Annotated in this window: 20 protein-coding genes; 2 read left to right on the top strand and 18 right to left on the bottom strand. The window is 50.8% G+C overall.

Going from position 1 to position 22,033, the window contains the following annotated elements:
• Positions 1-76 precede the first annotated feature (76 nt).
• From prc to LJ739_RS05280, 17 genes are all read right to left on the bottom strand, one after another.
• Positions 77-2,116 carry a carboxy terminal-processing peptidase gene (gene prc, locus LJ739_RS05360; protein ID WP_229157787.1) on the bottom strand — a complete coding sequence of 680 codons (2,040 nt, stop codon included), beginning with the start codon at positions 2,114-2,116 and terminating at the stop codon, positions 77-79.
• A gap of 4 nt (positions 2,117-2,120) precedes the next feature.
• On the bottom strand, positions 2,121-2,765 hold the full coding sequence (gene proQ / locus LJ739_RS05355) for an RNA chaperone ProQ (RefSeq protein WP_229157785.1): 645 nt from the start codon (positions 2,763-2,765) through the stop codon (positions 2,121-2,123).
• A 26-nt stretch (positions 2,766-2,791) separates the two neighbouring features.
• Positions 2,792-3,079 (bottom strand): hypothetical protein, encoded by a 288-nt coding sequence (locus LJ739_RS05350; RefSeq protein ID WP_229157783.1) that lies wholly within the window; start codon positions 3,077-3,079, stop codon positions 2,792-2,794.
• The gene (locus tag LJ739_RS05345) at positions 3,076-3,534 is read right to left on the bottom strand and encodes a GAF domain-containing protein (RefSeq protein ID WP_229157781.1); all 459 of its coding nucleotides are present in this window, start codon (positions 3,532-3,534) and stop codon (positions 3,076-3,078) included. The genes LJ739_RS05350 and LJ739_RS05345 overlap by 4 nt, the downstream gene beginning before the upstream one ends.
• 89 nt (positions 3,535-3,623) lie before the next feature.
• Positions 3,624-4,325, bottom strand: coding sequence for an SIMPL domain-containing protein (locus LJ739_RS05340; RefSeq protein ID WP_229157780.1), 702 nt, complete (start codon positions 4,323-4,325; stop codon positions 3,624-3,626).
• Between the two features lie 72 nt (positions 4,326-4,397).
• Positions 4,398-4,661, bottom strand: coding sequence for a DUF3862 domain-containing protein (locus tag LJ739_RS05335; RefSeq protein ID WP_229157779.1), 264 nt, complete (start codon positions 4,659-4,661; stop codon positions 4,398-4,400).
• Between the two features lie 77 nt (positions 4,662-4,738).
• The gene (locus tag LJ739_RS05330) at positions 4,739-5,968 is read right to left on the bottom strand and encodes a nucleoside recognition domain-containing protein (protein ID WP_229157778.1); all 1,230 of its coding nucleotides are present in this window, start codon (positions 5,966-5,968) and stop codon (positions 4,739-4,741) included.
• 79 nt (positions 5,969-6,047) lie between these two features.
• Positions 6,048-7,175: a pyridoxal-phosphate-dependent aminotransferase family protein gene (locus tag LJ739_RS05325; protein ID WP_229157776.1), complete on the bottom strand. Its 1,128-nt coding sequence runs from the start codon at positions 7,173-7,175 to the stop codon at positions 6,048-6,050.
• Positions 7,176-7,580: 405 nt separating this feature from the next.
• Positions 7,581-8,102: a gamma carbonic anhydrase family protein gene (locus LJ739_RS05320; protein ID WP_229157774.1), complete on the bottom strand. Its 522-nt coding sequence runs from the start codon at positions 8,100-8,102 to the stop codon at positions 7,581-7,583.
• A 1-nt stretch (position 8,103) separates the two neighbouring features.
• Positions 8,104-8,970, bottom strand: a complete 867-nt coding sequence (locus tag LJ739_RS05315) for an acyl-CoA thioesterase domain-containing protein (RefSeq protein WP_229157771.1) — start codon at positions 8,968-8,970, stop codon at positions 8,104-8,106.
• Positions 8,951-10,822 (bottom strand): protein kinase domain-containing protein, encoded by a 1,872-nt coding sequence (locus LJ739_RS05310; RefSeq protein WP_229157769.1) that lies wholly within the window; start codon positions 10,820-10,822, stop codon positions 8,951-8,953. Before LJ739_RS05310 ends, LJ739_RS05315 begins: the two co-directional genes overlap by 20 nt.
• Positions 10,822-11,676: a 23S rRNA (adenine(2030)-N(6))-methyltransferase RlmJ gene (locus tag LJ739_RS05305; RefSeq protein WP_229157767.1), complete on the bottom strand. Its 855-nt coding sequence runs from the start codon at positions 11,674-11,676 to the stop codon at positions 10,822-10,824. The genes LJ739_RS05310 and LJ739_RS05305 overlap by 1 nt, the downstream gene beginning before the upstream one ends.
• Before the next feature lie 89 nt (positions 11,677-11,765).
• Positions 11,766-13,325: a dihydrolipoyllysine-residue acetyltransferase gene (locus LJ739_RS05300; protein WP_229157765.1), complete on the bottom strand. Its 1,560-nt coding sequence runs from the start codon at positions 13,323-13,325 to the stop codon at positions 11,766-11,768.
• 14 nt (positions 13,326-13,339) lie between these two features.
• Complete coding sequence (locus LJ739_RS05295; protein WP_229157762.1) at positions 13,340-14,317, bottom strand: alpha-ketoacid dehydrogenase subunit beta; 978 nt, start codon at positions 14,315-14,317, stop codon at positions 13,340-13,342.
• Entirely contained in the window at positions 14,310-15,503 is a 1,194-nt protein-coding gene (locus tag LJ739_RS05290; protein WP_229157760.1) for a thiamine pyrophosphate-dependent dehydrogenase E1 component subunit alpha, read from the bottom strand. Before LJ739_RS05290 ends, LJ739_RS05295 begins: the two co-directional genes overlap by 8 nt.
• A gap of 273 nt (positions 15,504-15,776) precedes the next feature.
• Positions 15,777-16,571, bottom strand: a complete 795-nt coding sequence (locus tag LJ739_RS05285; RefSeq protein ID WP_229157758.1) for a DUF2189 domain-containing protein — start codon at positions 16,569-16,571, stop codon at positions 15,777-15,779.
• Positions 16,572-16,809: 238 nt separating this feature from the next.
• Entirely contained in the window at positions 16,810-17,331 is a 522-nt protein-coding gene (locus LJ739_RS05280; protein ID WP_229157755.1) for a lecithin retinol acyltransferase family protein, read from the bottom strand.
• A 159-nt stretch (positions 17,332-17,490) separates the two neighbouring features.
• Here LJ739_RS05280 and LJ739_RS05275 point away from each other — a divergent pair, with 159 nt between their 5' ends.
• Complete coding sequence (locus LJ739_RS05275) at positions 17,491-18,714, top strand: pyridoxal phosphate-dependent aminotransferase (protein WP_229157753.1); 1,224 nt, start codon at positions 17,491-17,493, stop codon at positions 18,712-18,714.
• Positions 18,711-19,319 (top strand): 5'-deoxynucleotidase, encoded by a 609-nt coding sequence (gene yfbR, locus LJ739_RS05270; RefSeq protein ID WP_229157751.1) that lies wholly within the window; start codon positions 18,711-18,713, stop codon positions 19,317-19,319. Before LJ739_RS05275 ends, yfbR begins: the two co-directional genes overlap by 4 nt.
• Here the strand turns inward: yfbR and LJ739_RS05265 are convergent.
• The gene (locus LJ739_RS05265) at positions 19,300-21,954 is read right to left on the bottom strand and encodes a cation-translocating P-type ATPase (RefSeq protein WP_229157748.1); all 2,655 of its coding nucleotides are present in this window, start codon (positions 21,952-21,954) and stop codon (positions 19,300-19,302) included. The two genes, yfbR and LJ739_RS05265, sit on opposite strands and share 20 nt — an antisense overlap.
• Positions 21,955-22,033 lie beyond the last annotated feature (79 nt).

Here is a 22,033-nt window from a genome sequence, read left to right as displayed (position 1 = left end):
TGTCCGTTGCTATGTTTCAGGTAGAAAAAAAGGGCTATTCTGACATAGCCCTTTGCTAACTTGTATCCTTTGTTAATTAATTACCCGACGATGCGTACTTGCCGGTGGTAATAATGTCGAACGTGATATTGGCCGCCTCATCAAGGAATGGGTCAATGGACGCAAAATCATCCGGCAGATCATCCAGGCTGGTTACCTGCTCCCGGCCGGCACGGTCGAGCCGTTCGTTGGCACGGGCCAGCGCTTTTGCTTCATCCTCTTTTTGCTCCTTGCGACGCTCAGACTCGACCAACGAAATGGTGGTGTTGTCTTTTTGCTGCTTGTACTTGGCAATGTCTTCAAACAAGTATGCAAATTCAGGATTGTCGGCAATGCGCTGCTTGTAATGTGAGCGAGCCAGTTCGATAGCACCGTCCTTATCGCCCACGGTGGTGTAATTTGCCCGCGGAATGCTGTCCCAAGGCAAGGCATTTTCTTCCTGGCTTTCACCCCAGTCCGCCGGATCGATCGGAGATGGGAACAAGATGTCTGGGATCACCCCCTGATGCTGGGTGCTACCACCGTTTATGCGGTAAAACTTAGCGATCGTGAACTGCACACTGCCCAATGGGTTGTCGTACAGGTCATAAATACGGCCTAATGGACGGTGTTGTTGTACGGTGCCTTTACCAAAGGTCTGCTCACCAATGACCACTGCACGGCCATAGTCCTGCATTGCGGCGGCAAAAATTTCGGACGCTGAGGCACTGTAACGGTCGACCAGCACAGTAAGCGGTCCATCGTAGTAAGTGATACCATCGGTGTCGCTTTCAACCCGGGTGCGGCCAGCACTGGTCTTGATCTGAACCACGGGCCCTTTATCGAAGAACAAACCGGACAATAAGGTTGCTTCCATCAGAGAGCCACCACCATTGCCGCGCAAATCGATGATCACACCGTGCACATTTTCGGCTTCCAGTTTGGCCAACTCTGCTTTTACATCGCGGTGTAGGTTGTTATAAAACGATGGGATAGTAATGACCCCAAGTTTCTCACCCTGATGGGGGCCGCTTTTGGGAACATACACTTCTGACTTGGCGGCACGATCTTCAAGTTTGATCTTATCGCGGGTCAGCTTGACCACTTCAGGCGCAGTTGCATCTCCGGTGCCTTTAACCACCTGTAATTTAACCAGACTGCCTTTGGGGCCTTTGATCAGTTCGACCACTTCATCCAGTCGCCAACCAATCACATCAACAAATTCCTCACCCTCTTGGGCAACACCGACGATCTTGTCTTCCGGCTTGATTTTGTTGGATTGCTCAGCAGGACCGCCGGGCACAATGCTCTTGATCACAGTGAAGTCATCTTCACTCTGCAGCACCGCACCAATGCCTTCAAATTCCAGGTTCATTTCCATTTGGAACCGTTCGGCATTGCGGGGAGACAAATAGCTGGTGTGCGCTTCAATACTGCGCGCAAAAGAGTTCATAACGGTCTGAAACACATCTTCACTCTGGGTCTGTTTCAGGCGTTTTATGGCGCGCTCATAGCGCTTGGTCAGTAACGATTTGATGTCGTCCCATTCTTTACCGGCCAGCTTGAGGTTCAGGGCGTCATACTTGACCCGTTGACGCCACAACTCGTCCAATTCTGCCTGATCTACCGGCCAGGCAGCGTCTTCACGATCGTATTCGAAGGCATCACCGGCCTTTTCAAAATCAAACGGCTCGTTGAGCAATGTAATCGCATACTCATAGCGCTCGACACGTCGTTGCAGGTTAAGCTCATACATGTCGTAGGCGGCCTGCAAGTTGCCCTTTTCAATCGCATCGTCAAGGGTCAACCGGTATTTCTCGAAATTCTCGACATCCGCTTTAGTGAACACGTTGCGGTTCAAATCCAGCGAGCGCAGGTATCGGTCATAAACCTTGTTCGAGAGTTCGTCATTTAATTCAATCTCTTTGAAATGCGCGCGCAGGAAATTTGACGTGATGCGTTTTACGGAGACTGAATGCTGGGATTCCTGGTGCAGTATCGGCAAGTCTTCAACAGACTCGTGCTGATTAACGGCACCGGCGCCTGCACACAAAGAAAGGCAGGCTGCAGCAACGGACAAACGAAGAAGGTTATTCATATTACTACCTCTTGGGACGGGCCAAACGTAACTGATCTACTTGTACCTTGACCACCATACCGGAATTAAGTTGCACTTGAACACCATCTTTTGCAACTTCTGTGATAGTAGCAAACATGGGTGACTTGCCCAGTTTCACCGTGACTTCTGTGCCCACTTTCATGGTTGCATCGGTGAGTTTTTCCGGCATTGGTCGACCAGCAGGTTTAGCTTTATCTGCATGTCGTTTATTAAGTGTAGTGTGCCCATTTGGACTTGCTTTATTTTTGTAAGATTTCTTTTCAGGCTGCTGTTTCTTCTGTTCTTTACGACGCTCAGCCACTTTCGCTTTGCTTTCTTCCAACTGCTGCTGAGCATGATCGGCATGCTCTTTTTCAATCGCAGCGTCCTGATTACCGTCAAGATCAACACGATAAGCGCCTTCTTTGACGCTGTGTAGATAACGCCAGCTGTTGGTGTAATGACGTAGCGAGGAGCGCAGTAAGGTTTTGCTGACCCGCTCATCTTCACTCAGACGGCTGGCCAGATCCTGAAAGATCCCAATTTTTAGGGGCTTTGCTTCTCCCTCAACGGAGAAACAAGCGGGAAAGGTTTCAGCCAAAAACGCGATCACGTCTTTGCTATTGGTAAATTTTTGTGGATTATCCATTCAATTATCTAGTGTGGTTAGTGTGTCTACAGGTCGTGACTGTCGTCATCATCCCAAGTTGCCAGCAGATGGTCAACCCAGTCGCGCAAATCTACCAGGTCAATGTCCAGTAAATAACTGTCTTCACGCCAATTTTCCCATACGTGCTGAAGTTGGTTTTCCAGCCTGGGTACGGGAATGTCATCATCAGCGGCATCATACACCATGTGCAACAGAGTATTCAGACGCTCACTGGCATCCTCTGCCTGTTCTTCCCAATGATCCATGTCATCAACGGTGGACAGAACAACGTGAATATCGATCAGGTGTTTCATGATAACTGATCAACCAGGGTTTGAACGATGTTTTCAAGGCCAGCAACGTCATCGTCGTCAAACCGCGCGTGTTTGGGGCTGTCAATATCCAGCACGCCGAGCAGTTGTTGGTTGACGATAATCGGGATCACAACTTCGCTGTTAGACGCGGCATCGCAGGCAATATGGCCGGCAAATTGATGAACATCATCGACTTTCTGGGTTTGTCGGGTTGACGCTGCGGTACCACAAACGCCCTTGCCCATCGGAATTCGGATACACGCAGGCAATCCCTGAAAAGGGCCTAAAACCAGTTGATCGTCTTTGTACAAATAGAAGCCTGCCCAGTTTAGATCATGCAGCGAATTAAAAATGGCCGCACTGATATTGGCAAGGTTAGCAATCAGATCAGGTTCGCCATCAATCAACCCAGCGATTTGCTGCTGCAGTTGCTGATAGACTGCTGTTTTGGACATAGTGTCCCTCATATTGGAATGAAAAACTGGCAGCAAGATACTCAGTTTAGACCGATTTGTGAAGGACTTCTCTATTCCCTGCCGGGTTTTTAATCGGCCTTGGAGCCGCCAGTCACCAACTCGAAAGACACCCGGACCTGAGCATTGATGACATTTTCACCGGGCATAAAACCACCCTCCGCCATCACGGCATCGGCCATCATCCGCTTTGGCGCAGGTTGGTAGTGCCCTTGCTCGATGATTTGTACGATATCACCCAACCCTACACCCGCCTGCTTGGCCAGAACCTGGGCACGTGATTTAGCATCTTCGATGGCCAGTTGCAGTGCATTAAAATACAACGCTTCCTGATCTGCGACCTCGTAGCGTACGTTATCAAGCCGTGTGACACCCAGACCCAGAACGCCGTCGAGTATATCGGCATAATCCTGCAGTTCGCGGACCGTCACTTCGATTCGACGACTGACAGTGAAGCCTTTTTGCACAGTTTGCCGTTCTACACGCTCATACCAAGGGGACAGATTTTCACGCAATGATTGAATGTCTTTGCTCAGAATCCCTTTCCCCAGTAAAAATGATACGACCTGTTCACTGGTGTGGCGCACGTGTTGGTGCAGTTTTGCAGCCACCGCGCCTTGTTGTTCGATGGTCAGACTGAAGCGTAATCGGTCCGGTGCTGCCATCACAACCCCTTGTCCACTGACTTCGATGCCCTGGAAAGGTTGTTGCGCACTGGCAACACTGAATAGGCCTAAGGTGAAAAGTAGCACAACGGCCAGTCGTTTTAGCATGATTGTAACCCTTGAATATCGGACAAGGCGCCAGTGTGGGGGGTGGCGCCTGAACAGACTCTGAATTGTGTGTTACTTGAGTCCGTCGTGACTAAACGTGACTGCACTGTCAGCGACAAAACTGATCTTGATGTAAGTCCCGTCTTCACTTCCCCATAGGCAACTCATTGCGCCCATAGTGTTTTCACAGCTATCAGCCCCACCGATAATGTCTTCGACTTCCTGCAGGGTCATGCCCATTTTAAGTTGGTCGTAATTAGTCAGCGTCAGTTTGCTACAACCAGCCAGTAGCAGGGACAGTGAAAGTGCGAGAAACAATGAACTACGTTTTTGCATAATTTTTCCTTGTTAAGGTAGTTACTGACAACGTCAATAGTTATAGCACTGCAGATAATTGTTGGCGATCTGGTTGCTCAACCAAAAAACCAATAGCTGACACTGATGGCTGCAATCACCCCGGCCAGATCGGCGCTCAAACAACAAGCGATAGCATGTCGACTGTGACGAATTCCCACAGCCCCAAGGTACACTGCCAGAATGTAGAACGTGGTTTCGGTCGACCCCTGTAATACACTGGCCAGTCGTCCTGCAAAAGAGTCTGCGCCGTGATGTTGCATGGTTTCTATCATCATTGCCCGTGCACCACTGCCACTTAAGGGCTTCATCAATGCATTGGGAAGCGCATCCACAAAGCGTGCATCAATCCCTACCCCTTGTAGGCCAGACGCAATCACCATGACCGCTTGTTCAAGCACGCCACTGGCGCGCAACATGCCAATCGCGATAAGCATAGCGAGTAAATAGGGGATCAGCGACACAGCCAACGAGAAGCCCTCTTTGGCCCCTTCAACGAACAGTGAATACGTGTCGAGCTTTTTACGAAACCCGGTCCACAAAACCAGCACAATAAACGTCAGCAGCAGACAATTCGCCACCAACGACGATTGCTGTGCCAGGGCTTCCGCAGCCAGTTGGCCGAAATACAGGATGACGCTTGCCATCAGGGCAAAAACGGCGGCCGCATACAGTAACACCGTACGGTTGAGCAACGACACTTTCTGTATCCAGGCCGTCACCAGTAATCCCGTCAGGGTCGAGGCCGAAGTAGCCAACAAAATAGGAATAAACACATCCGTGGGATGCACCGCTCCTTGCTGCCCGCGATAGAGAAACACGGCTATCGGGAACAGTGTCACCGATGAGGTGTTGAGCACCAGAAACATGATTTGGCTGTTACTCAGGGTATCCTTGTGCGGATTCAGGCTTTGCATGTCTTGCATGGCCTTGATACCGAACGGCGTAGCAGCATTGTCGAGTCCAAGCACATTGGCGGAAATGTTCATGGTAATACTGCCCAGTGCCGGATGGTGGGCAGGAATGTCTGGCATAATTTTGCGCAGCAATGGCGACAAAACCCGGGCAACTTTATCGATCAATGCCGCTTTTTCAGCGACCGCAAATATCCCCATCCAGAACGCCAGTACCCCAATAAGTCCCAGCGCGATTTCAACACTGAGTGATGCCATGCTGGTAATGGCCTGCATCACATCAGAGAATGCATCCAGTTGACCGTTGACGAGTACCTGCCACAGTGCACCAAAGACGGCACAGAAAATAAACCCCAACCAGATCCGTTGTAGCATTAGAGCCCTGATTTTATTGTTGTTTTATGGCAGTGTAATGGAATCGGCCGGTTATTGACAACCGGCCGGGGTGTGGATTCTAACGATTAAGCACTTTGCCCAGTGCATCGAGGCAATAATCGATATTGTCCTGACGGCAAGCATACCCCATCAGTCCAATACGCCAGATTTTACCCGCCAATGCACCTAACCCTGCACCGATTTCGAGATTAAACTCATTCAGCAATCGGGATCGGACCAATGCATCGTCCACCCCATCTGGGATCACGACGCTGTTGAGCTGGGGCAGCCGGTATTGTTCATCAACCAGCAGTGATAAGCCCAACCCTTCGAGGCCCTGTTTCAGGGCGTTATGCAGTGTCTGGTGACGTTGCCAGGCGTTTTCCAGTCCTTCTTCGTGCAGGATGCACAGTGATTCGTGTAACGCATAGATGCTGTTGACCGGCGCGGTATGGTGATAAGCGCGTTTGGCACCCTCTCCCCAGTAGCCCATCACTAGGTCCATGTCGAGGAACCAGCTCTGTACCGGATGCTTACGTTGTTTAATGGTGTCGATTGCCGCTTGGCTGAACGTGACCGGCGACAGCCCGGGCACGCAGGATAAGCACTTTTGGGTGCCGGAATACAAGGCGTCGATTTGCCAGTCGTCCACCGCAAGCTCAATACCCCCTAATGACGTAACAGCGTCAACGATGGTCAGGCAATCAAACTGCTTTGCCAGGGCACACAGTGCTTTGGCATCGTTACGAACCCCGGTAGAGGTTTCTGCGTGTACAAATGCCAACGCCTTTGCATCAGGATGTTGTTGCAGCGCGTCGGCAACCTTTTGAATGTCTGTTGGCTGCCCCCAGGGATCTTCAATCATGATCGCCTGACCACCACAACGCAGTACATTTTCGCGCATGCGCCCGCCAAAAACACCGTTTTGGCACACAATCACTTTGTCACCTGGTTCAATCAGGTTCACAAAACAGGCTTCCATACCGGCACTGCCCGGTGCAGAGATAGCCATGGTGAGTGGATTTTGGGTTTTTAACGCATATTGAAGACCGGTTTTAACATGATCCATCAGTTGTACGAATTGCGGATCAAGATGGCCGATGGTTGTTTGTCCCAGCGCCTTCAGTACCCGAGGGTGGACATCTGATGGACCAGGCCCCATCAATGTTCTTGCCTGGGGTGTAAAGGGTTGAAATGCCTGATTCATATGCTGCTCCTTTTTGTGCCTCAGTATCCCAATAAAAATGGCGATTGAGTAGCCGTAGATAGCCACTATTCGTCAGAAAAATAGACTGTGGACAACTGGTGGACAACCTACCGTTAAATCGGATTTTCTGTGGTTAACTTTGTGCACAAGTGCGCTTGTCTATGGCCCTGAAAAACACAATTTTTACATTTTAACGTGATGATTTGTAAGCGTTTAATAAATTATGCACAAAAAGTGTTTATTATTTGAGCGGTATTGATCTACAATTACTTTTCCAGTTTTATTGGTGTGGATTATAACTTCTCCCAGTTAGATCCTATGCGAAGTTTTAGTTAGCGCACGGCTCTATCAACGAGCCATTCCCCTAAGCCCGGAATTAGCAATAATTCTGGGCCTTTTTTTGGTTTATTCCTGCGCCTTCAGGGTGGTCAGATAGCGCCGGGCATTGTCCACATAATGTTCTGCTGATGCCTTCAACAGCGGATAGCGTTCCTTGGGTAGCGGTTTCACCACTTTGGCAGGACTGCCCATTACCACACTGCCATCGGGGATCTCGGTATTTTCGGTCACCAGGGCATTGGCACCAATCAGGCAGTAGCGGCCAATCTTGGCACCATTCAGCACCACAGCATTAATGCCAATCAGGCTATAGTCCCCGATTTCGCATCCATGCAGCATGGCTTTGTGCCCCACTGTAACCCCTTTACCGATCACCAGCGGAACGCCTTCGTCTGTGTGCAGGACAGCTCCATCCTGAATGTTACTGCTTTCGCCGACACTGATGGTGTCACAATCGCCCCGGATCACCACATTGAACCAGACGCTGCTGTGGGCCGCCAATGACACCGAGCCGATAATATGACTGCCAGGCGCGACAAACACTGAATCTGCGCATGTTACCTTGCGATCACCCAATTGATACTTCATGTTAATCCCCTACTTTACGCATCAGGCCTTCTTGCATGGTTGACGCAACCAACTCACCCTTTTGATTAAAGAACTGGCCCCTGACCAACCCTCTAGCGCCGCCGGAAAACGGGCTTTCTGCGCTGTACAGTAGCCACTCATTGAAGTGAAACGGACGATGAAACCACATTGCATGGTCAATGGTCGCCATGCGTAATTGGCGATTTCTGACTGAAATACCATGGGGTTGCAACGAAGTGGCGAGAAAGTGATAGTCGGAAGCGTAAGCCAGCATTGCTTGTTGCAGGCCAATGGAATCGGTCAGCGCCTCCTGGGCTCGCATCCAGATTTGCCGCACCGGAGCACATTTTTGTGGATTAGCAATATCGATGGGTTGTACGGTGCGGATATCCAGCGGACGGTGATAACTGAGGGCCTCACGCATCCGTTCTGAAATTTGATCATAACAATCTTCGTAAAACTTAATGTCAGGTTCGACACCCTCAGGCGCTGGTACCTGCGGCATTTCTGCGGCCTGGTGAGAGAGCCCCTCTTCAGGGTGCTGAAACGACGCCGTCATGTAAAAAATGTTCTTACCGTTTTGAATCGCTTTGATCCGCCGGGTTGAAAAGCTACGACCATCACGTACGTTTTCCACGTCATACACGACCGGCAGGTTGGCATCGCCGGGAAGTAAAAAGTACGAGTGAAACGAATGGCAATTTCTGGCTTCAGGCATGGTTTGCTGAGCCGCAGCAAGGGCCTGCCCCATCACTTGTCCACCAAATAACGCGCGAAAACCCAAATCCCAGCTGAGGCCCCGATAGAGACCTTGTTCAATGGTTTCCAAAGAGAGCAGGTTTGCCAGTTTAATCGTGTCTTGTTTCATCGTTTTCCTGTGCCATGTTCGGTGAATAGGGATTACGTGGGTAGAACTTATCCGGTAGTTCGGCTACATGTTCGAAAAAGCGCGTATCCTTGTAGGGTAGCTTCATAAATCCGGAAATACCCAATCCATCAATTTTCGGTACTTCGGCAAGCAGCGTACTGAGTAACTTTTCAAACAACGCCTGTTTGGTGTGATCCAACAGGGTGTAATAGCTGTGTACTTTGAGGTGGTTTGGCAACGCCTCAAAAATGATACAACCGGTGTGGTGAATATCATTCAATTGACGGATGATGTCCAACATTGTCGAGGGAAGCTGGAGTAACTCGTCAGGATCATCACCGTCTTCGAAATAGGAGTGGTTGCGGCTGCGGTCCTCTATTGACGACACCGTACTGACGTCGTAAGGGATCTGCATCCAAGGTTCCGGCTGGAATGGCTTACCCGGGTCATCCCGCTCGATATGCAGGGTGTCCCGCGCATTGAACATACAACTTTTAAAAATACCCACACGGTGAATCGCCCGGGCCAGAATGACCACCGTATTAACCGCATGTTCAAACGCGCTGCGTAAAGCAGGCTGGTATAAATTCAGACTGCTGTCGATGTAGACCCCCTGCGGTTGCCAGCGAACAACCAGGCCGCCAACCACAGGATACCGCCCCAGTCGGCTCACCGCGGCGATAAAGGCTTTTTCAGTTTCGCCCATACCTTGCAGGTAATTTTTGTAATAGCGCTCAAACTGGGCGTCATTCAGGTAACGCAGGTCGTGTTCTACGGTGTCAACTTCTTCACGCAAGAACGATTTACGCGAGCTATACACCACCGTATCGATATCGCGGCGTTTTTCGTGTACCCAGGTCGGGATCAATGGTGACTCTGGTTTACACTGATCGTCGGTAAACACCGTGTGACGGATAATCGGCATCTGTTTGAGCAGATAGTCGCCACCTTTGCGACGAATACCCGGATCATCACTGAGCATGGCAGTCAGGGTTAACGCCAGTTCCTTGGGCAAGCCAAGGCTGTTAGGACGGATCACGTGCCGGCCGAAACGACTCGATTGACCGCTGGCAAGCGCATACAGCGTGCTTGCCAATCCCTGCTCATCAAATCGTGGGGATGACAATTCACCGTTGAGTTGCTCCTCACCAATAAAATACACATCACCCAGACGGGCATTGGTTTGTTGCATATCGGCAGACATCAAATCCATCACATTGTGGGCAACGAACTGTCCATCGGCGTCCAACTGGGCAAACACAGACGACCCCCAGTCAATAAGGCCAACGGTTTCTGTGACTTCATCAAACACAATGTTGGACGGTTTGATGTCGCCATGAACGATGGGCTTTTTACTGCCGTCCTGATGATAATTACGCAGTGCTAACAAAATATCCGCCAATTGCGCGGCGATTTTCACAATTAATCGGGGTGGTAATGGCCCCCGTTGCAGGGAAATATGCTCCAGATCCCTGCCGTTGGCTCGCTCCATTACCAGAATCGCTTGCTTCTTGATGCGCTGAAATTCAATCAGGCCCGGTACGTGCTCATGTTTGACATGACTGAGCATAAAGGCTTCTTCTTCCAGTCGATCCTGCACATGTTGGGGTAGATTGATCCGTGAGAATTTAAACACCAGGTGACGGCCAGCGGCATCAATACCGGCAAAGGCAAACCCAAACGCACCTTTGCCAATCATTTCAATGTCTCTGTAACCCAGCCGCTCCAGTTGTTCAGTACAAAGCTTGAACCAATCTTTCAGCTTTTGCGCATCTTTGTGCGATAACAGGTAGATGGACTGCTCATCCGGGATGTAGAAATGCTTCAGGTCCATCGGTACTGCAGGTGCCATCAGTCGGTTCCGCGCTTCAGCCAGTTGATTTGCGTTTTTCCACCACTACCCGCCAGGGCTGACGCGATGGCGGGTAACGTCTGTTCAAGCTGTACATCCAACTGATAAGGGGCATTAATAACGACAATACCAGAGCCATACATGCCCGGGTCGTCTGCCGGATCAGCAACGTCAAGGGTCGCATGCAATACGTTTTTGCACGGTAACGCTGCAATACTGTCGAGTAATCGCTGACTGGCCGCAACTTTTTGTCCCGCACGAGCACTTAGACGTGGGTACCAGATCATATAGATCCCGGTTTGCCACTGCTTAACCGCCCGTTGTAATGCAGTTTGCAATTCACTGTATTCATCCAGGCGTTCAAAGGGCGGATCAATCAATACCAACCCCCGCGCAGGTTTCGGTGGTGTTAATGCCACCAGGCCTTCCAGCCCGTCGCGATGGTGAATGTGCACCTGCTCACCGCGCACGTTTTGTTTCAGGTTTAAGACTTCCTGGGAATGCAATTCCATCAGGTGCAGATGATCCTGCTCGCGAACAAGTTTTTGCGCCAATCCGGCTGACCCCGGATATCGGCGTTCAATCCAATCGTTACTGATCAAGGCAATAAACGCCCTGACCCGTTCGGGCAGACTCCCGGCTTGGTTCAGTAGCAACGCCATACCTTGGTCAAATTCGCGGTTCTTTAACGCAAATTCATCATCCAGACGATACACCCCTGCTCCACTGTGGGTATCGATATATACAAAGGGTTTGTTTTTTTCCTTGAGCTTGTCAAGGATCAGAAACTCGCAAAAGTGCTTCAGCACATCGGCGTGATTGGCAGCATGAAAACCGTGGCGATAACTCAGCATAAGACAGGAATAAGGGAACGAATGCTGCCAGTGTAGCGTGATTTCACCGACAAAAAAATAAACCCGTCACGAGGACGGGTTCAGGATGGTTATTTCAGTTCAGACAACATGGTCAATGGATCTTCCAGATAGGACTTCCACAGGTTGTTGAATTTCACCATCGTCGCGCCATCGATGATGCGATGATCGCCAGACCAGCTAACGTGCATGATATTCACCGCTTGAACATTATCGTGTTCGTCAAAACGCGGTAAACGCTGCATTTTACCCAATGCGACAATCGCCGACTCCGGTTTATTGATAACCGGCGTCGCAACCGTTCCGCCCAGCACACCGATATTGGAAATACTGATGGTGCCGCCTTTCAGATCCTCACTCGGTAAACGTCCTTCCCGCGCCAGGTCGATCAACCGATTGGCTTCTTTGGCCACGTCCAGCAGGCTCAGGTTTTGAACGGCTTTGATGTTAGGCACCAACAAACCGATCTTGCTGTCCACTGCCATACCGATGTTGTGATCATCAAAATAGGTAATTTCGGTACAGTCATCGTTAACCTGACTGTTGATCACCGGGAACGCCTTTAGCGCCATCGACATCGCTTTGATGAAAAACGGCATAAAGCTGAGTTTGACGCCCTGGGCTTCAAATACCGGTTTGAGCTTGGCGCGAGCAGCAATCAGCGCATCCATCTGGATCTCTTCACTGACGGAAAAATGCGGAATGGTAAACACCGATTGGGTCATCTGTTTCGCCATTGCGGCCTTGATCCCGCGGATCGGTTCTACCCGTTTGCCGCCGGTTGTCTGCACGACGCTACCGCTGACGCTTTGCGGCTGTGATGCTGCTTGTTTGGTCGTGTTAGCACCGCCTTTAACGAACGCTTCAATATCCGCCTTCATGACCCGGCCTTTCTTGCCACTACCGGCAACATCGGCAATATTAATATTGTGCTCCCGGGCCAGTCTGCGTACCGCAGGGCTGGCCAACGCTTTGCCTTGACGTACCGCAGCACCTGCGGAAGTTTCAGTGGCGACAGCCGCTGTTGTTGCCGCAGGCTTGGCTTGCACGGGTTGGCTGGCACCATCGCCCTGGGTTTGCAAAGCAAACAACGGGGTGTGTACCTTGGCAATATCCCCTTGCTGGTAATGCAGCGTCAGCACCGTTCCGGCATGTTTGGCCGGGATTTCAACCACTGCTTTGTCGGTCATTACCTCAACCACAACCTGGTCTTCTTCGACGTTATCGCCTTCTGCAACCAGCCATTTGACAATTTCACACTCGACAATACCTTCACCGATGTCGGGTAGAATAAAGTCCTCTACGTTTTGCCCGGCAGATGAAGACGCTGGCGCTTCAGTAACCGGTGCCGCTTCCTGTGATGGTGCCGGCTCAGGTGCAGATTGAGACGTCTCGCCATCCTGCTGCATAGCAAACAACGGTTCGTGAACCTTGGCAATGTCACCGGCCTTGTAATAGAGCTTCTTAACCACGCCGGCATGCATGGCGGGGATCTGTACGGTGGCCTTATCGGTCATGACTTCAGCCACCGGCTGGTCTTCTTCAATATGATCACCTTCAGCGACCAACCACTCGAGCAATTCACACTCTACGATACCTTCGCCGATATCAGGCAGAATAAAATCAGTCATTCTTTACTCCTGTCCTAAAAATTCACGCAGCGTTTGATCGCTTCGTAGGTTTTCAGGTGATCGGGCATGTATTCTTTCTCGTGGGCCAGAGGATAAGGCGTATCAAGGCCGCATACACGCGTTATCGGAGATTCAAGGTGCAGGAAGCAGCGCTCCTGAACCGTCGCAGCAACCTCACTGGCAAAACCGCCGGTCAAAGGGGCTTCATGGTTGATCAGCAAACGGCCGGTTTTCATAACCGATGCACATACTGTTTCCACGTCCCACGGCAAGATGCTGCGCAAATCAATGATTTCACAGGAGATACCATCGTTTTGTGCCATTTCGGCCGCCTTTTCGATGATTTCCATTTGTGCCCCCCACGCCAGCAGCGTGATGTCACTGCCTTCACTGACCACTTCCGCTTTACCCAAGGGCAACTCATAATCTTCCTCAGGCACTTCACCCACGGAGGCTCGGTACAGGCGTTTAGGTTCCATGAACAACACCGGGTTGTCGTCCCTGATAGATGCCAGCAGCAGCCCTTTGGCTTGATAAGGATTGCGTGGAATGACAATTTTCAGTCCGGGCGTATGTGCGAAGTAGGCCTCAGGTGATTGAGAATGGTAATGACCACCGGCAATACCACCGCCATAGGGTGTACGAATGGTCAGGGTTCCACAGGAAAACTGACCACCGGAGCGGTAGCGCCACTTGGCTGTTTCATTGACGATTTGGTCAAAGGCCGGAAAGATGTAGTCACCAAACTGGATTTCTGCCACGGGTACAGAACCCTGGGACGCCAGGCCGTTGGCAAAGCCAATGATGCCCTGCTCGGTCAATGGCGTGTTAAAACAGCGTCCACGACCAAATTTCTCCTGCAAATTACTGGTGGCTCGGAAAACACCACCGAAGTGGCCGACATCTTCACCGAACACCATCACCCGTTCATCGTCAGTCATGGCAGTAATCAATGCGTTATTGATGGCTTGTAACAGATTCATTTTAGCCATTGTTGATTCTCCCTGACGTTTTCGGATAGGCATCCGGATACTTGCTGATGTGTGCTTTCAGTTCACGTAATTGCTCTTGCAGATGCCAGGGAGGCGTGTCATAAACGTCTTCAATGATTTCATCGATGACACACACCGGTACTTTTTCAACCCGTTTCAGTTCTGTCAACACTTCCTGACGGGTCTGTTCAACGTGGGCTTGATCAGCCGCTTCATCCAACCAACCTTGTTGCTGTAACCAACTGGCAAATCGACGAATGGGATCCTTTTCACGCCACTTTTCTTCCTCGTCTTTGCTCCGATAACCGGTCGGATCGTCAGACGTTGAGTGCGCCGCCAGGCGGTAAGTCATTGCTTCAATCAATACCGGACAATTTTCTGCCAAGGCGATTTTCCGTGCCTGTTGTGTGGCCGCATAGACTGCCATGATATCGTTACCGTCAACGCGGATGGTTTTAATCCCATAGCCCAGTCCGCGAGAAGCAATACCGTCGCCGGCGAACTGTTCCTCTGCAGGGGTTGAAATGGCGTAACCATTATTACGACAGAAGAAAATAACCGGACAATTCAGCACCGCTGCCATGTTAAGGCCAGCATGGAAGTCCCCTTCTGAAGCTGCACCTTCACCGAAATAGCAGATGGTGATGGCTTCCTGACCGGCCATTTTCTGGCCGTAAGCATAGCCGGAGGCCTGTGGGATCTGGGTGCCCAGCGGTGATGAAATGGTCATGAAGTTCAGTTCTTTAGCACCATAATGGATCGGCATCTGCCGACCCTTATTAGGCTCTTTCTCGTTACTGAACATCTGGTTCATGAACTGTTCTGTGGTGTAACCACGGTACGCCAGTGTGCCTTGCTCGCGATACTGGGACATGATCATGTCGACATCCTGCAGTGCGGCGGCACTACCAACGGTAGACGCTTCTTCACCCGTACAAGCCAGGTAGAAACTGATCCGGCCCTGTCGCTGGGCAGCGATCATACGCTCATCCAACACCCGGACATACTGCATGGTGTTATACATTTTTAGCGCAGTTTCTTTGTCGATGTCGGGTAGGGTTGCATCTTTGTGCGGGGTTCCATCAGCCTGTAGCAGCTGAAGCATCGGAATGTCGATCAGGCCATTTTCAATAATGGTTGCTGAATGACTCACATTGACGCGGGAGAGATGATTTCTGTCTTTCATCTTTGTTCCTGTAGTTGCGTTACCAATGGCAGAAATGACCACTGGTCATGCTTGTTATCAGGTTGTTAATACTAGTAGAGAGCGTTGGGAAGTGTGTTGCCATTTTTGGCCAGTCGGTTCGACAGATGAAAAGAGACAGTCATCACTAAGGCCAAATATTAGGATATATATCCTAACTTTTTGAAAGGATTGTGGAATGTGTGACGAAAAGGTGAAAAATTCGTGTGCTGAAACAATGCATGCCGGTAGAGGTTACCGGCATGCAATTTGGGGTTACTCGTATTGGCGTTCGCGCTTGGTTTCGATGGTGTCGATATAGGCGTGCCAGGTACCATAACCAATTAACGGCATCAGGAAGATAAAGCCGATAAAGCCGGTCAGGAAACCAAACACGACTGCGGTAAAGATGATCGCCGCCCAGATGAACATCGGACCTTTGTTCAGCCACACCGCATTGACACTGGTCAGCACTGCTGTACCAAGGTCAACCTTACGTTCCATCAGGATCGGCTGCGTAAACGCGCTGAGGAAAAACACGATGGTGGTAAAAATGGCACCGACCACTGTACCCAGCGCCAGGAATGGCATCAGCTCCTCCAATGAATCACTCAGATAGGAGGGATACAGGGCATGGATCATTGACGCCACCCTCAACCAGAAAATCATCAGTACCATCAACATGATACCAAAGCCCCACTCATTTACGGCGTTGCGTTTGATCGCCTTCACGCTGTGCCATAAAGAGGGTTTATGGCCTTTTTCCAGTTCCCAGCTGACGTCATACAGACCTGCGGCCAGAAAGGGTCCGATCAGCATAAAGCACACCATGGCGGGCAATATCACAAGGTGCCAGCCGGTCAATGTGACAAGGTAGGTGATAAACCATGGAATTGCCGCGAAAATAATCCCGAAAAAGACCGTCAGCAATGGTGCCCGGAACAAGTCCCGCAACCCCAGCGACAACCATTTTAATGGATCACCGATGTCCAGTTCCTTGCAGGGTATTACCCGCGCAATGCCACTGTCTGTGATGGCGTTGTGTGGTTCTTCCTTAAAATGATGAGACATAGCACCCCCAAAAACCGCGATGGCTTGAATGTATTCTGAGTAGGCCCTGGATCAGGCTGCTTTGTTGACCAGGGTTAATGTGAGTATAAACAAGGAATTAATCATTGCCATTGTGATAGATCAATATTTAACCAATGACAGACACACCTGTGCTAAGCGTTGATGGACGAAATCACCAACATCGCTCACTCAGAAATTAACATACTATTAACAAACGGGTGCTTGCAATGGATCAGGATCAAATTTGTTGTTCATACCAACTGACGGGCTGGCCAAACTGGCGCCCCAGGGCATGGTTCAGTTCTGAAAAGTAGGTTACGGGATCGTTGCGCCCTGAGACACATTGCCACACAAAGCGATGACAATTGTTTTTTATCACGTCGTAGTCTGAATACTGGTACAACCGTTCACTAGCCCGTTGAGCTGTGCCATTGGCGACCAGCGGTTGGCCATGCGTATCGCAGGCGACGTAGATTTTGCTGCCACTGCGGTCATGCAAAAAGCGCTGTGGTGATATCGCCCTGATCAAACCGTTTCCTTTTAACTCGACAATACTGTCATCAAGCCATACACCGGTATGCTCGAATGCGGCATAAATACCGCAACAGACAATTGCACCATCGACGGGTTTTACGCGCTGACCTGACTCACCGGGATAGACATCAACAGGCGCGCGATGACGCTCGCTGCCTTCGGTTAGCCGACTACCTGCGTACACCGCAGCCAAACCTGCACCAAGCCAAAGTAGTGGTAAAGCCATACAATTCTCACCTTAACAGTCTCACCACAGCATGGAACAACTACGCCTGGGCCTCAACCTTAAAGATGTAAATACCTGTGTCGTTAAACGACATTTATTCTTAACAGGTTACACCAGCTGTATTACTCTGCATGTCTGTCTGACAGTTGTTTCCTGACGATGAGAACATTTGAAAAATCAACCAAGCTGAGCGATGTCTGCTACGACATTCGGGGACGGGTGCTGGAGCAAGCCCGTCGAATGGAGGAAGAAGGACACCGCATCCTGAAACTCAATATTGGCAACCCTGCCCCTTTCGGCTTTGAGGCACCAGATGACATTCTCAAAGACGTCATCCATCAGTTACCTGACGCTCAGGGATACACTGATGCAAAAGGCATTTATGCAGCACGGGTTGCGGTAATGCAGTATTACCAGCAAATGCGCGTCGGCCCATTACACCTGGATAATATTTTTATCGGTAACGGTGTCAGTGAGCTGATTGTTATGGCGATGCAAGCGTTACTGGATGACGGAGATGAAGTCCTGCTTCCTGCGCCGGATTATCCTTTGTGGACTGCTGCGGTACGCCTGGCCGGTGGCACTCCCGTCCATTATCGTTGTGACGAGCAAGCTGGCTGGTTTCCTGACATCGCGGACATGGAAAAAAAGGTCACTTCACGCACCAAAGCTGTGGTACTGATCAATCCGAACAATCCAACCGGTGCGGTGTATTCCCCTGCACTGCTGAATGACGTCGTCACACTGGCAAGAAAACACCAATTGATGCTGTTCAGTGATGAAATCTACGACAAAATTATCTATGACGGCCAGCAACACCACTGTATTGCCAGTATGGCGGAAGATCTTGTCTGCTGTACCTTGGGTGGGTTGTCGAAAAACTACCGGGTTGCCGGGTTTCGCGTTGGTTGGCTGGTGGTGACCGGCGCGTTGAATCGCGCCAAAGGCTACCTTGACGGACTGAACATGCTGGCATCCATGCGTATGTGCGCCAATGTGCCCTGTCAGCATGCGATACAAACGGCCCTCGGCGGCTATCAAAGCATTGATGATTTGGTCAAGCCCGAAGGTCGACTGTGCAGACAGCGTGATATCGCGTTTGAAGGGCTTAACGCCATTGATGGGATCAGCTGTGTCAAACCCAGTGGTGCAATGTATTGTTTTGCCCGGGTCGACACCAAACGCTATAAGGTTGAAAACGACGAGTTATTAATGTTGGACATTCTGGAGCGGGAGAAAATATTGCTGGTGCATGGCAGCGCGTTCAATCTTCAGGATGGTTGCTACTTCCGTGTGGTGTTTTTACCCCATGAAACCCAGCTACGGGGTGCCATGGATCAATTGGCACATTACTTTTCCCACTTCCAACCGGTAACAGCATGAATAACAACGTCGAGAAAAGCCATTTTTTTGCCCATCTGTCGCGCATGAAACTGATCAATCGCTGGCCTTTGATGCGCAATGTGAACACCGAAAATGTACAGGAACACAGCCTGCAGGTAGCCATGGTCGCCCATGCCCTGGCGCTGATCAAAAACCGCTTTTTCGGCGGCAATCTGGATCCCTATAAAGTCGCGACACTGGCCATGTTTCACGATGTATCGGAAGTGTTGACCGGGGACTTGCCAACCCCGGTTAAGTACTACAACCCGGCCATTCAACAGGAATACAAAAAAATTGAAAAAATTGCCGAGCAAAAGCTCATCGATATGGCCCCCGATGCCTTTCGTGAGGACTACCAGCGCTTAATCGACACCCGGTACCAGAGTAACGATGAGCAATTCATCGTCAAGGCGGCCGATGTGCTGTGTGCGTACCTGAAAACACTCGAAGAATTGCAGGCCGGCAACCAGGAATTTCAACTGGCGAAAAAACGTCTGGATAAAATTTTGCACGATTATCACTCCGACGAAGTCGATTACTTTATGCAAGCCTACATGCCCAGTTTTACCCTCAGCCTGGATGAAATCACCCTGGATGACCAATAGCATTGGCGTTACGCTTTGCTCGCCACCGGATCAATGCTTTGTGGGCCTCTTCAATTACCAGCAGGCTTAGCGCAAGTGCAGCCAATTGGGCCCACTCAATAAGGGTAATCGGCTGTAACGCCAGCACGTCCCGTAAACCCGGCGTGTACATGGCGAGTATGTGGACTATCTGAGCGATCGGTACCGCCAGTATCAAAAAGGGATTGCTGAACAAGGGGATCCTGAACACTGAGCGGGATTCTGAACGACTGTTAAGCGCGTGTATATTACCAAACAGCACCATGAGCATCAGGGTTAGATTGCGTGCTTCTTCCAGCGGTATTCCCTGGCGGATATTCCATTCGAACTGGGCAAAAGCAATCAGTCCCATCACCGTACCGACCACCAGAACGTGTTCAATCAGATGTCGTTCCATCACAGGTTCCCCCGGCGAACGTGGCCGCTCAGTCAACTCGTGCCCCTCTTTTGGCTCGAACGCCAGCGCAACATCCTGAAAACCGTTGGCGACCAGATTGAGCCACAGCAGTTGCACCGCAATCAGCGGCATGGGCAGTCCTGCCAAAACACACAAAAAAAACAACAATATGGCAGAGAATCCTGTCGCCACTAACAAACCAATCACCTTGCGAATGTTGTTGTAAACCACTCTGCCCTGTTCGATCCCGGCGACGATAGACGCAAAGTTATCATCGGTAATGATCAGGTCAGCCGTTTCCCTTGCCACATCCGTGCCCCGCTTGCCCATTGCAATGCCGGCATTGGCACAACGCATGGCGGGGGCATCATTGACACCATCACCGGTCACTGCCACGAAATGTCCCTGACGGATAAAACTGGCAACAATCTGTGCCTTTTGCTTGGGAGCAATGCGCGCAAACACCCTCGCCGGGTGCACCAGTGCATCTATCTGGTCGTTGCGGGTTTCGTCTAAACCGGCGAAATCAGCACCGGTTACCACCGTGTCATCCGTTGAACACAATCCCAGTTCAAGCGCAATGGATTTGGCCGTTGCTGGATGATCGCCGGTGATCATGGCCACTTCGATCCCCCCTTTACGACACTGGGCTATCGCATCCGCTGCTTCATGTCTAAGGGGATCAATCATTGCCACCATGCCCAGAAAAACCATGTCCTGCAACGCATGGTCATCCTCATCGGACACTTTTCGGGCTAACGCGATGATCCGGTACCCCTGGCTTGCCAGCGCGACAAACTGGCGCTCAATGGCCTGTTTGTCGATCGGTTGTGGCCCATCACACCCCTGCATCAGACTGCACATTGCCAGCATCTGTTCCGGGCTGCCCTTGGCATAAATATACGTACAGTCGCCGACCCGGTTAACAACGCCACTGTAGGCCTTTTCCGATTCATAGGGGATTAACGCGATAGCTTCCTGTTGGGAGCGCAATGTGCGGATTGACATACCGAGTTTCTTTGCCATCACCAAAAATGCAATGTCGACGATATCGCCGTCAGAGACCCAATCGCCGCCGCTGTAATCAAGGTGGCTTTCATTGGCCAACACGCCCGCCATACACAGTTCATTCAGGCGTTCATCACACTCTAAAGGCCGCTGTTCGGGGCGCAGTACGGTTCCCCCCGGTGCTACGCCCTCACCGTCGACATGGTAGGTTGCGCCGTCAGGCATAACCACCCGTCGTATGGTCAATTCGTTGACCGTCAATGTGCCGGTTTTGTCCGAGCAAATCATGGTGCAGGATCCCAGCGCTTCAACTGCCAGCAAGCGACGTATGATCACGCTGTTTTTTGCCATCCGCGACATCCCGATAGCGAGTGCGACCGTTAATGCGGCAGGGAGACCTTCCGGGATCACTGACACTGCCAAACCAATACTCATCAGTAGCATTTCTTCGACGTTGTATTGACCGGAAAGCACCATGAGTAGTGCCAACAAGGCGATCATTAACAATATCCCCGCGGCGATTTGATAAGTAAACGCGCGAATACGGATCATTAACGGAGGCGCACTGGCCGGCTTGCCCACCACATGATGGGCAATTTTGCCCAATTGGGTTTGGCTGCCTGTGGCGGTGACAATTGCCTGAGCCCTGCCGTGGGTAATGATGCTGCCAGCGTAACAAGCATGAACATTGGACTGATTGGCATCATCGATGGCACCACCATCCCCGGCCGATTTGGTTACCGCCAGAGACTCGCCGGTTAACATCGACTCATCCACCGCCAGGTTTTGGGTGCTGAGTAGCCTGACATCGGCTGGCACCTTGTCACCAGACGCCAATAAGACGGTGTCGCCTGGCACTAATAACTCAACATCCAGCGTGATAATTTGCCCGTCCCTCAACACATGCGCCGTGCCTTTAACCATGTCCCGTAACGCAGCCGCGGCCCGTTGCGCTGAATACTCCTGCACTGCACCTATCACGGCATTGACCAGCAAAACCACCAGAATGAACACACCGCTTGGGACTTGTCCAAGAGCAAAGGAGACCACCGAGGCTAACAACAGAATATAGATAAACGGGCTGGCAAACTGACGAATAAACAGGGTAACTGCGCCGGGTACAGGCGGCTCCGGCAAACGGTTGAGACCAAATTCAACCAGCCGCTGTTGGGCTTGTTCGCTAGTCAGTCCCTCTGAAGCAGGTGTGGTCAATGATCTCTCTTGTTGTGGCATGTTCCAGGTTCTCGGGTTTCTCTGCAATGCGGTAACTTCATAGTGCGTTATTTCACCG

The sequence above is a fragment of the Fluctibacter halophilus genome (assembly GCF_020687825.1).
In the GTDB taxonomy this organism is placed as follows: domain Bacteria; phylum Pseudomonadota; class Gammaproteobacteria; order Enterobacterales; family Alteromonadaceae; genus Fluctibacter; species Fluctibacter halophilus.
Note: the sequence above shows the minus strand (reverse complement) of the source record. Positions and strands in the feature narration are given on the sequence as shown.

Excerpts from the sequence above, each read along its gene's own strand:
- prc (WP_229157787.1), bottom strand. The coding sequence starts at position 2,116 with ATGAATAACCTTCTTCGTTTGTCCGTTGCTGCAGCCTGCCTTTCTTTG.
- proQ (WP_229157785.1), bottom strand. The coding sequence starts at position 2,765 with ATGGATAATCCACAAAAATTTACCAATAGCAAAGACGTGATCGCGTTT.
- LJ739_RS05350 (WP_229157783.1), bottom strand. The coding sequence starts at position 3,079 with ATGAAACACCTGATCGATATTCACGTTGTTCTGTCCACCGTTGATGAC.
- LJ739_RS05345 (WP_229157781.1), bottom strand. The coding sequence starts at position 3,534 with ATGTCCAAAACAGCAGTCTATCAGCAACTGCAGCAGCAAATCGCTGGG.
- LJ739_RS05340 (WP_229157780.1), bottom strand. The coding sequence starts at position 4,325 with ATGCTAAAACGACTGGCCGTTGTGCTACTTTTCACCTTAGGCCTATTC.
- LJ739_RS05335 (WP_229157779.1), bottom strand. The coding sequence starts at position 4,661 with ATGCAAAAACGTAGTTCATTGTTTCTCGCACTTTCACTGTCCCTGCTA.
- LJ739_RS05330 (WP_229157778.1), bottom strand. The coding sequence starts at position 5,968 with ATGCTACAACGGATCTGGTTGGGGTTTATTTTCTGTGCCGTCTTTGGT.
- LJ739_RS05325 (WP_229157776.1), bottom strand. The coding sequence starts at position 7,175 with ATGAATCAGGCATTTCAACCCTTTACACCCCAGGCAAGAACATTGATG.
- LJ739_RS05320 (WP_229157774.1), bottom strand. The coding sequence starts at position 8,102 with ATGAAGTATCAATTGGGTGATCGCAAGGTAACATGCGCAGATTCAGTG.
- LJ739_RS05315 (WP_229157771.1), bottom strand. The coding sequence starts at position 8,970 with ATGAAACAAGACACGATTAAACTGGCAAACCTGCTCTCTTTGGAAACC.
- LJ739_RS05310 (WP_229157769.1), bottom strand. The coding sequence starts at position 10,822 with ATGGCACCTGCAGTACCGATGGACCTGAAGCATTTCTACATCCCGGAT.
- LJ739_RS05305 (WP_229157767.1), bottom strand. The coding sequence starts at position 11,676 with ATGCTGAGTTATCGCCACGGTTTTCATGCTGCCAATCACGCCGATGTG.
- LJ739_RS05300 (WP_229157765.1), bottom strand. The coding sequence starts at position 13,325 with ATGACTGATTTTATTCTGCCTGATATCGGCGAAGGTATCGTAGAGTGT.
- LJ739_RS05295 (WP_229157762.1), bottom strand. The coding sequence starts at position 14,317 with ATGGCTAAAATGAATCTGTTACAAGCCATCAATAACGCATTGATTACT.
- LJ739_RS05290 (WP_229157760.1), bottom strand. The coding sequence starts at position 15,503 with ATGAAAGACAGAAATCATCTCTCCCGCGTCAATGTGAGTCATTCAGCA.
- LJ739_RS05285 (WP_229157758.1), bottom strand. The coding sequence starts at position 16,571 with ATGTCTCATCATTTTAAGGAAGAACCACACAACGCCATCACAGACAGT.
- LJ739_RS05280 (WP_229157755.1), bottom strand. The coding sequence starts at position 17,331 with ATGGCTTTACCACTACTTTGGCTTGGTGCAGGTTTGGCTGCGGTGTAC.
- LJ739_RS05275 (WP_229157753.1), top strand. The coding sequence starts at position 17,491 with ATGAGAACATTTGAAAAATCAACCAAGCTGAGCGATGTCTGCTACGAC.
- yfbR (WP_229157751.1), top strand. The coding sequence starts at position 18,711 with ATGAATAACAACGTCGAGAAAAGCCATTTTTTTGCCCATCTGTCGCGC.